6 protein-coding genes are annotated in these 10,444 nt (G+C 44.6%); 2 read left to right on the top strand and 4 right to left on the bottom strand.

The annotated features are described in order from the left end of the window. The first annotated feature begins 680 nt into the window (after positions 1 to 680). Positions 681 to 1,697: an alcohol dehydrogenase AdhP gene (gene adhP, locus OH463_RS25380; RefSeq protein ID WP_009697531.1), complete on the top strand. Its 1,017-nt coding sequence runs from the start codon at positions 681 to 683 to the stop codon at positions 1,695 to 1,697. A gap of 275 nt (positions 1,698 to 1,972) precedes the next feature. On the opposite strand, the gene OH463_RS25375 is transcribed toward adhP, so the two are convergent. The 4 genes from OH463_RS25375 to zntR form a co-directional block, all read right to left on the bottom strand. Continuing rightward, the gene (locus OH463_RS25375; RefSeq protein ID WP_005451159.1) at positions 1,973 to 4,108 is read right to left on the bottom strand and encodes a lysine decarboxylase CadA; all 2,136 of its coding nucleotides are present in this window, start codon (positions 4,106 to 4,108) and stop codon (positions 1,973 to 1,975) included. A gap of 117 nt (positions 4,109 to 4,225) precedes the next feature. Then, complete coding sequence (gene cadB, locus OH463_RS25370) at positions 4,226 to 5,569, bottom strand: cadaverine/lysine antiporter (protein WP_005434864.1); 1,344 nt, start codon at positions 5,567 to 5,569, stop codon at positions 4,226 to 4,228. An 800-nt stretch (positions 5,570 to 6,369) separates the two neighbouring features. Beyond that, the gene (gene cadC / locus OH463_RS25365; RefSeq protein WP_009697530.1) at positions 6,370 to 7,941 is read right to left on the bottom strand and encodes a lysine decarboxylation/transport transcriptional activator CadC; all 1,572 of its coding nucleotides are present in this window, start codon (positions 7,939 to 7,941) and stop codon (positions 6,370 to 6,372) included. A 156-nt stretch (positions 7,942 to 8,097) separates the two neighbouring features. Next, positions 8,098 to 8,496: a Zn(2+)-responsive transcriptional regulator gene (gene zntR / locus OH463_RS25360; protein ID WP_005451151.1), complete on the bottom strand. Its 399-nt coding sequence runs from the start codon at positions 8,494 to 8,496 to the stop codon at positions 8,098 to 8,100. Positions 8,497 to 8,762: 266 nt separating this feature from the next. On the opposite strand from zntR, the gene purH reads away from it, so the two are divergent. Then, positions 8,763 to 10,370: a bifunctional phosphoribosylaminoimidazolecarboxamide formyltransferase/IMP cyclohydrolase gene (gene purH / locus OH463_RS25355; protein WP_017191155.1), complete on the top strand. Its 1,608-nt coding sequence runs from the start codon at positions 8,763 to 8,765 to the stop codon at positions 10,368 to 10,370. Positions 10,371 to 10,444 lie beyond the last annotated feature (74 nt).

The raw sequence follows: 10,444 nt of genomic DNA, 5'->3' as shown, positions 1-10,444 counted from the left end.
AGTAATGTTTGAATTGACTGTGCTCTTATTGGCTTTCACTTTTAAAAAGTGAAATAAAACAGCTCAAGGCTGCTTCCCAATTCGAATGGTCACTTCGTTTCATTGAAACCTAATTTGAAGCCGAAGCTTCTAATTGGATTATCATCAACGAGTGCCCACACAGATTGATAGGTTCTTATTTTTAAAGAGCTTTTCTAACATTTTCAGCAACTTAGTTGCTCGTCGTTAGGGGTGCGTATCTTACTTCACACCGTGAGAGAGTCAAGCATTTTTTTAAATTCTTTTTTCTCTCTTCCGACTCGCTGTGTGACTTTCGTCTCACTCCGTGTCGGTGGATGCGCAGTATAGGGAGTTGAGAAATTAGCACAAGCGTTTTTTGCAAAAAAACTTTCAACCGAACAAATAACAAACACTTTGTTCAGATATACGGCAAAACAGAGGATCTTTGACGTAATTATTCGATCCTAGAGAGGAGTAAAGTCAGACTTCATTGCAGTCTTCTCGTAGTTTTTCGTCACGTTCTCCTCTTCTTTTCACAGAAATTAAAGGTAAGCCGTCTTACCAATAACCAGTTTCGACTATGGTCTATTTAAACAAAAATCGATTTTTGATTCAGATCACTGCACTTCCTTACATATCGATCAAGAATGATTCTCGTTATCATTATTGGAGAGTTATTCATGAAAGCCGCAGTTGTTAGTGAATTTAAAGGTCCGCTTGTTATCAAGGATATTCCTTTACCCAACGTTAAACCTCGTGATGTACTCGTAAAGGTTCATGCATGTGGTGTTTGTCATACTGATCTGCACGCTTGTCATGGCGATTGGCCGGTAAAACCCAAAATGCCTCTGGTACCAGGACATGAAGGTGTGGGTGAAATCGTCGAAGTTGGCAGCGAGATACATCATCTCAAAGCAGGAGATCGTGTTGGTGTTCCTTGGTTGTATAGTGCATGTGGTCATTGCGACTATTGTTTAGAAGGGCAAGAGACGCTGTGTTTAGATCAACATAACGCTGGTTATTCCGTTGATGGCGGTTATGCAGAGTTCTGTCTTGCTCATGGTGAGTACGTCGTGAAGATTCCAGATGGCTTAAGCTATGTGGATGCAGCTCCCCTCTTCTGTGCAGGTGTTACCACTTATAAGGCGCTCAAAGTAACAGATGTAAAACCAGGTCAATGGGTGGCAATTGTCGGTGCAGGTGGTTTAGGTCATTTAGCCATTCAATATGCTGTAGCTATGGGCATGAATGTTATTGCTGTAGATACTGGTGATGAGAAGCTCGCACTCGCTAAAAGTCTAGGTGCGCAACACACCATCGACTTTATGAAAGAGAAACCATCAGAGCGTATTAAGACCATCACTAATGGCGGCGTGCATGGCGTTGTATGTACTGCAGTATCGAAGCCTGCATTCCAAGAGGCTTATCACTCCATACGCCGTGGTGGCGCATGCGTTCTTGTTGGTCTTCCTCCTGAAGAGATGCCAATCCCTATCTTTGATACGGTGCTAAATGGTGTCAAAGTGATTGGCTCTATTGTTGGCACACGCAAAGACTTGCAAGAGTGCTTACAATTCGCAGCAGAAGGAAAAGTAAAAGCCATTACCGAAGTTAAACATCTTGAAGATATCAATGACATCTTTGCTGATATGGAGAAAGGTGAAATTAATGGGCGTATCGTGATGGAGTTTGCCTAGCTTTGGCTGTTGATATCTTTTCTATATAGATAGCAAAAAAAGAGCAGCACTTTCATGCTGCTCTTTTGGTCTTTGCTTTTTACTTGGGGTACTTCAGGTGATGTCTTGGAAAAGTTATTCTTCTATATAGAAGAAAAGATCAGAGCATCCTTGCCCTTCTCTTTACGACAGAATAGTTAGGGGTATATCTAAATGCCGTTATTGTTCGATGACGCATTGAGCTCGTAAGAGTGGAGCATGCTTGCATTCCCAATAGCGTCATCTTCGAGAGGAACTTAGTTCTTCAATACTTTTACGGTGTAGCTACCATCTTTTTGTTGGTATAGACCGTGGATGTCGGTTTCGAAACCTGGGTAATGCGCACCGATCTCACAAAGCATCTCTAGGAAGTCCAGCACAGGGCGAGACTCTTGAGTCACCATTTCACCAGGAAGTACTAGTGGCACACCTGGAGGGTAAGGAAGGATCATGTTCGCACTTACGCGACCAACCATTTCTTCCAGTTTGATTTCTTCTACGTTACCGCGAAGCTCTTCTTGCCATGCTGCGTGTGGTGTTACTTTCATTTCTGGAAGAACATCGAACGCTTTGTACATTAGCTCTGGTAGGTTGTATTTCTTAGTTAGGTCATGAATTGCTTGTGCTAGTTCTTGAACGCGCATGCCTTCATAAAAGCTTGGATCTTCGTTGTATAGCGAAGGTAGGAAGCTCTTGATGGTTAGGTTCAAGTCGTAGCCACGTTTAAATTCAGTTAGACCGCGTAGCAATTGCATTGCTTTTGATTTGTCGATACCGATTGAGAATAGGAACAACAAGTTGTATGGACCTGTTTTCTCTACCACGATGCCGCGCTCGTCTAGGAATTTAGCCACCAGCGAAGCAGGAATACCTGATTCTTCTAGTTCGCCTTCTTTATTCATCCCTGGAGTCAGTAGCGTTACTTTGATTGGGTCAAGATACATGTGGTTATCATCCATGTTCTTGAAGCCGTGCCATGTGTCGCTAGGGTCTAGTTTCCAACATTCTGTGGTATCGATGTTTTCTGGTTGCCATACATCGAAGAACCAGCTGTCGCTTTCTGCTTCTAGACGTTTGATCTCTTTACGGAAGCGGATTGCGCGATCGATAGAGTCTTGCATCAACTTCTTACCAGTGTTGCCGCGCATCATTGCCGCTGCAGTTTCAGTAGAAGCAACAATGCCGTACTGAGGTGAAGTTGAAGTGTGCATCATGAAGGCTTCGTTGAAAGATTCTTTATCAAAGTCACCTTTCACGTGAATCATTGAAGCTTGTGAGAATGCCGCCAACAGTTTGTGTGTTGATTGTGTCTCGTAGAACACTTTGCCTGGCATCGCTTCACCACTCATACCACATTTACCTTCGTAAATTGGGTTGAAGTTAGTGTAAGGCACCCAAGCACTGTCGAAGTGGATGTGTTTACAATCTAGCGACTCTTTGATGAATTGTGTGTTGTACAGCAAGCCATCGTAAGTTGAGTTAGTCACTACTGCGTAAGTTGGTGCTGTTGCACCTGGTGTTTTCGCCACTTTCTCTGCGATTACATCGCGGCTGAATTCGCTTTGTGGGATACCACCAAGGATGCCGTATGCGTTACGAGTTGGGCGGAAGTAGATTGGTGTCACGTCGCTCATCATCATTAGGTGAGTCAGAGATTTGTGACAGTTACGGTCAATCAGTACTGTGCTGCCCGCAGGTGCTGAGTACATGCCAACAATTTTGTTCGATGTAGACGTACCGTTCGTTACGATGTACGAGCTGTCTGCATTGAATGTACGTGCGATGTATTCTTCTGCATCTTTATGTGGACCTGAGTGGTCTAGTAGAGAACCTAGTTCAGGCATTGAAATTGATACGTCCGCTTTGAATGTGTTTGGACCGTAAAAATCGTAGAAGATGCTACCAGCAGGGCTTTTCTGGAATGCAGTACCGCCCATGTGACCTGGAGTACAGAAGGTGTATTTACCTTCTTCTACGTATTTGAATAGCGCTTTAGTGAATGGAGGCATGATGGCATCTTTGTATGCCTCAGTCGCTTGGTTGATTTTGATAGCGATGTCGTCAGCCATACCTAAAGCGTACTCGAAGAAGCTCACGTTTAGACGTAGGTCTGTTAGTGAAATGTCTAGAGTAGACTGTTCGTTAGCAAATGCGTGAACAGGCAATTTTTCGTTGATTTGGCTGATACGTTCACATAGCTCAAGTGAGTATTTATCCCAGTCGAACAGCACACCGCAAATGCGTGGGTTCATCTCAATCATTTTGATCAAGTCTTTATCATCTACTGGGTAAACCACTTCGTAGCCCGCTTTCTCAAGAGCAGCGTGAAGTTGACGAACTGGCTCTTCTTTAAAGAACACACCCATGTGGTTCAAGATAGCGAATATATTCATTTGGACATCTCCAAGGCGAATGAGGGCGCTCTTTGCCATTTACAGGCAATGAGTAAGGTGAGCGCCGCGTGAATTTGGGTTTTATGGGCTGGCACCTTAGTGCCAGCGTTTTGGGGATTAGTTGCTTGCTTGGGCAGGCATATCGTCAGCGTGCATTTTCACGTACTGAGCAAGACCTGCTTTTTTGCTGTAGAACATCAAGATAACTAGAGACACGATGAAGGTTGCTGTTAGCGTACCGCCCTCTGCACCTGCTAGTGCGATGAAGCAGAACAGACAAGCCACACCAGAGAACAGCATTACGAAGCCGTTGCGTGTTGTCATACCTTCGAAGCGAATCAAGTTAATGCTTGAGTAGAAGTAAGGCAGCATAGTTAGTAGAACTGCGTCAGTTGTTAGCTGGTTGAATAGGTCTGATGCGTGTGCTGTTTTAGAGCTGAAGAACATCAGTACAACCATCAGTGCAGTCATCTTGATTGACGCAAGGATTAGACCTTTCTTAGGCACACCGTTTTTGTCAGTTTCGCCGTAGATTTTAGGGAAGTTGCCGTCGTTTGCTGCGCGTTTACCTGCTTCACCTACTAGCATCATCCAAGAACCTAGCGAAGTGAAACATGCTAGCGCTGTGAATGCTGATACGAATGGTGCTGTCCAGCTACCGAATAGCTCAGTGGTTGCTAGTGCAAATGGCGCACCTGATGCCGCAACTTCTGACGCTGGGAACATGCCGCTGATCATTTGAGTTGATAGGATGTAAATCACACCTGCGATACCAGTACCCAACATAGTTGCTAGTGGTACAGTGCGTTTAGGGTTTTCTACCATACCGGTAGATACCGCTGCTGATTCCACACCTACGAATGACCATAGACAGATAAGAACCGCTGTTACTACCGCGTGGCTGTCAGTGCCTGCTGATACGTTCCAGTTTTGGCTGTAAAGCGCAGTATCGAAGTGCGTCCAACCAAATGCAGCTGTACCAACAACCGGGATAAGGATAAGAACTAGACCAAGCGTACATAGACGGCTTACCCAGCTACCACCAAGTAGGTTGACGAAAGTGAAGATCCATACCGATGCAATCGTCGCAATACCTGCTGGGATTGGGTTATTAAGCACAGGGAAGAATACTGAAAGGTAAGAAACACCTGTAATGGCAATAGCCAGGTTACCGATCCAGTTCGCGTGGTAATAAAGAACGCCCGTTTGGAAACCAAATACCGGAGACACTTCGCCAGCATAAGCGATAGGACCACCTTCTTGTGGGTTTTTGGTTGCCAGACGAGCGTAAACGAACGCCAGACTCAGTGCACCGACCAAACAGATCAGCCAACTGAAGATTGAAACAGAGCCTACAGAGGCAAGACTAGAAGGTAATAGTGCAATACCACTACCCATCATGTTACCGGCTACGACACCCGTACAGGCAATAAGGCCGATTTTTTTCGCATTCGATGACATAACATCTCCAAATCTATTCTACTCGAGTCAACATGACTCAAACTGAATGGTTATTAGCGAGATGCTATGAGGAGGAATCTGCTCGACCTCGCTAAATTTCGAAGTGAAGACTACGCCCAAAAACTGGGAAAAAAATAAACTTGGCGTTATCAATAAAACAATTAGCCCATCGGTATAAAGTTGAGATAAACCTTATAAACACAAAAATATAAAACCAATAAATACAGAAAGTTAGCCCAATAACATCAAACGCTCTTACCGGAAACCTAAAAACATCAACCTCAACAAATTTTCCATCAAGCTTATCAACCTCTATCAACATCAAAAGAAACCATGGCTAATTACCCAAACTGTTGACGCCGCTTTTTCCTACCTTTATTGCTCCGTTGACTTACATCAAACTTCCCTCTTCTTTTCCCCTCGTTCTGCATAGATACCAACGTAAGTACACATAAACAACAGTGTGGTTGTGACAGGCAATAAGTACACAAACCAAAGGTAGAGCAATGGGGAAAAAAGGTAGATCTAGCAAAAACTCGATAAGAGCCGCTCATTAAACACAAGCAAAATACAAAGATGGTGAGATAGAAGATAGAAGATAGAAGATAGAAGATAGAAGATAGAAGATAGAAGATAGAAGATAGAAGATAGAAGATAGAAGATAGAATGAAAAGCCTACCCCCCCTGTAAAGCAAGCTCTATTCAAAAAGCAAGAAGATAGCGATTTAATAACGTAGAGACAAAAAAGCCCCTCACCGAAGTGAAGGGCTAAGTGTCTCTGATTGATAAAAGAGGGCTTACTACAACATACGAACCACAGAAGGGTGCACTGCTCGATACATGGCGTAATCAATCGCCTTCATATTGCTTGGAAAGACCAAGTTTTCGCACAGCAAATAGGTCTCTACAGATGTATCTATATAGAAGGCTTCACTGTAAGACTCACTTGCCCAATCCAAATCACCATCCAATTCCGCGTGCTTGCCTCTAATGACATAAGACAGAACTGAGTCTCGAACCTCGAGAGCTTGATTCAAATGCTGCTTAGCCAAATCGATGTCACCTGCAATGGTCTCATGCAGCGCTAACGCTTCATAAATACGTGGCTGAATTGGTCCCACCATCATCTTTGAATTGGTTTCCAATTTCTCACTCAACTGCTGAACTCTGCCTTTTCTCAGCTCCAATGCAGGATCAAGCGCCTTCTGCACATGATAGGCAATCAACAGCTCAGCTTGTACATAAGCGTTATCCGGTTCAATCTCGAGAATTCTCTCCATCAAGTCGATACCGTGCTGGAATTGATTCGCATCCGACACATTCAAGTAGTGGTTTGCCTCAACAAACAGCTCCAATGCGTCTGGGTTCATTGGCATACCCGCCACCAGCACCTTGGATTTTAATTTTGCATCTGGCACTTTTAATGCGCGCATCAAATCTAGAGAGGCTTGCTGCATAACCGACTTCAAATGGCTATTGGTTAACGCGTATTGGCGGCTGAACAAAACCTTTTCTGAGGAGTTATTGCGATATTCCACCTCAAGGAAGCTGCCACCGTCGTTTTCTTTAACACGTACCACCACAGACTTACCCGGTACAATACCAGTAGTAAAGGTCGCCTTTTTCAACATGACTCGATAATCACTGACTTGAGCCACATCTGCCATCAACTTCTGTGCAAACCCGTCGGCTAAGTCATAGCTACGACCTTCTTTGCTGAAGTTATCCTGAAACTTGAATTCGATAAGGTGAGTATCAATGGCTTGCGTAATGCGCACTTCAGATTGCTTATAGGTAAACACCCCCATCACCACGACCAAAATACTGATCCAAATGAAGTTCATGAAACCTAATCGCCAAGGGCTGATTTTATTCGGCTTGCGCGGTGCTTTTTTCTCTTTTGACATCTCGCATACAGCGCGAGTTAACGGACCTGCCGGAAATGCAATCGTAGAAGTTGAGATTTCTGATTGTTCTTCTTCGATTTCTTCTACGATCGGAGCAAGAATCTCTGTATCACAATGGCGGCGAGCGAGGAATTCCTCGTGCGTCATCGGCGTCACATTTGCTACCAACTTGTAACCACGTTTAGGCACAGTGATCACGTAGCTGGTGTTTTCTTCTCGACCGTCGCGCAGCAGTTTACGCAGTTCAAAAATGGATTGCGTCACAACTTGGTCAGTCACAATCGCACCCGCCCAAACGTATTGGATCAGCTCTTCGCGGTTGAATACTTCACTAGCGTGCTCTGCAAGAAAATGCAGCAAATTAATTAAGCGTGGCTCAACGGTAACTTCCCTGTCTTGTCGATACAGCTTATTTTCATCAACGCTCAAAACCCAGTCATTGATTTGAAAATAGACTCCAACCATGTATGAAAACTCTCGTATCTAATAGACAGCGTCGCTTTAGGAATAGATAGGACTACACATTCTTACAGTCGACTAAAGCCGAGATTATAGGTGGGAAAACGGCTTGAACCTAGAAAAGCAAGCCGCCAAAAATGCAAACTTAAATTAAGTAGCACGCTACTCAAGGGCTGCGAGGATAGAACAATGGCTGGCATCGTCATTGTTATGCCCACAGCAAGCGTCGTTGATCTTCTTTAATGCGGTGCGAATCTTTGTCAGTTCCGCTATTTTTTCATCAATTAAAGTTAACTTTGCAGAAGTGATAGCTTTTACTTCTGCACAGCTGTGTTCTGTCGCTTCTAATTTGATTTCTAGAAGCTCTTTTATTTCCTCTAAACTTAAGCCAAGCTCTTTCGCTTTGAGAATGAAGCGTACCTGTTTTTGGTTTTCTTCGTTGTATAAGCGATAGCCCGATTCACTTCGCCCTGCGGGCTGGATCAGTGTATTTTTTTCGTAGAAACGTAATGTATCGGCAGTCACACCACAGCGTTTCGCCAGTTCACCTATCTGAAACATAACTTTCCTTATTAACTATCTCGTTACTTTTAAAGCCAAAGATCGAGTTTTTTGCAATTATTTTTGAGATGCCAAACGATTGCGCGAGCTTTTTTGTAATAAATTGGTTAGAATACGCGCCATCAAATAGTGGAGACTGTTTTCTAAGCATGAAAACACCTGCAAAGGTCTTTACCAAAACTGGCCAATATTTTACCCCATGAGGTAAAAACAAGTTCATTTTTGGCAAACATCTTTAACTCCGTGAATTTGAGGAAAATGGAAGCATGAACAACGCTCGTCCTATTCGCCGTGCGCTTATCAGCGTATCAGACAAAACAGGTATTGTTGAGTTTGCACAAGCTCTTGCTGAGCGCGGTGTCGATATCCTATCTACTGGTGGTACGGCTCGTCTACTTGCTGAGCAAGGCATCGCAGTAACCGAAGTCTCTGACTACACTGGTTTCCCAGAAATGATGGACGGTCGCGTTAAGACGCTTCACCCGAAAGTTCACGGTGGTGTACTGGGTCGCCGTGGTCAAGATGATGACGTGATGGAAAAACACGGCATCAACCCTATCGATATGGTTGTTGTTAACCTATACCCATTCGCAGAAACCGTAGCAAAAGAGGGTTGTACTCTAGCTGACGCAGTTGAAAACATCGATATCGGCGGTCCAACTATGGTTCGCTCTGCTGCGAAAAACCACAAAGACGTGACTATCGTCGTTAACGCAGGTGATTACCAGCGCGTAATCGCAGAGATGGATGCAAACGACAAATCCCTTACTCTAGATACCCGTTTCGACCTTGCTATCGCAGCATTTGAGCACACTGCGGCTTACGATGGCATGATCGCAAACTACTTCGGCACTATGGTTCCATCTTACGGTGAGAACAAAGAAGGTGATGAACCTTCTCCTGAAAACAAGAGCAAATTCCCTCGAACATTCAACCAACAGTTCGAGAAAAAACAAGATATGCGCTACGGTGAGAATAGCCACCAAGCAGCTGCTTTTTACGTAGAAGCAAACCCACAAGAGGCGTCTGTTTCTACTGCTCGCCAAATCCAAGGTAAAGCCCTTTCTTACAACAACATCGCAGACACAGATGCAGCACTTGAGTGTGTGAAAGAGTTCAACGAACCAGCATGTGTGATCGTAAAACACGCGAACCCATGTGGTGTGGCTCTAGGTAAAGACATCCTAGAAGCGTACAACCGCGCTTACCAAACTGACCCAACATCTGCATTCGGCGGCATCATTGCATTCAACCAAGAGCTAGATGCTGAAACAGCAACCGCTATTGTTGAACGTCAATTCGTTGAAGTCATCATCGCACCTTCTGTTTCCGCTGAAGCGATTGAAGTGGTTGCAGCGAAGAAGAACGTGCGTCTACTTGAGTGTGGCGAATGGTCAACGAAGACAACGGGCTTTGACGTGAAACGCGTGAATGGCGGTCTACTGGTTCAAGACCGTGACCAAGGCATGGTAAGCCTAGACGACCTAAAAGTGGTTTCTAAGCGCCAGCCAACAGAAGAAGAGCTGAAAGATGCACTGTTCTGCTGGAAAGTAGCGAAATACGTGAAATCTAACGCGATTGTTTACGCGAAAGGTGACATGACCATCGGCGTAGGCGCAGGTCAAATGAGCCGCGTTTACTCAGCGAAAATTGCGGGAATCAAAGCAGCAGACGAAGGTCTAGAAGTCGCAGGTAGCGTAATGGCATCTGATGCGTTCTTCCCATTCCGTGATGGTATCGATGCAGCAGCAGAAGCTGGCATCAAGTGTGTGATTCAACCTGGCGGCTCGATGCGTGATGACGAAGTTATCGCAGCAGCAGACGAACACGGCATGGCAATGATCTTTACAGGTATGCGTCACTTCCGCCACTAGAAAGAAAAGATGCGAGAGCGCTTCGCTACTGGATACAAGAGCGTTGCGCTCCGAGATGAGCAACACTTTCCTTT

Origin of the sequence: Vibrio sp. NFR (assembly GCF_027587095.1) — a bacterium.
Classification (GTDB): Bacteria; Pseudomonadota; Gammaproteobacteria; order Enterobacterales; family Vibrionaceae; genus Vibrio; species Vibrio harveyi.
This window is presented reverse-complemented; position numbering and strand designations above follow the sequence as displayed.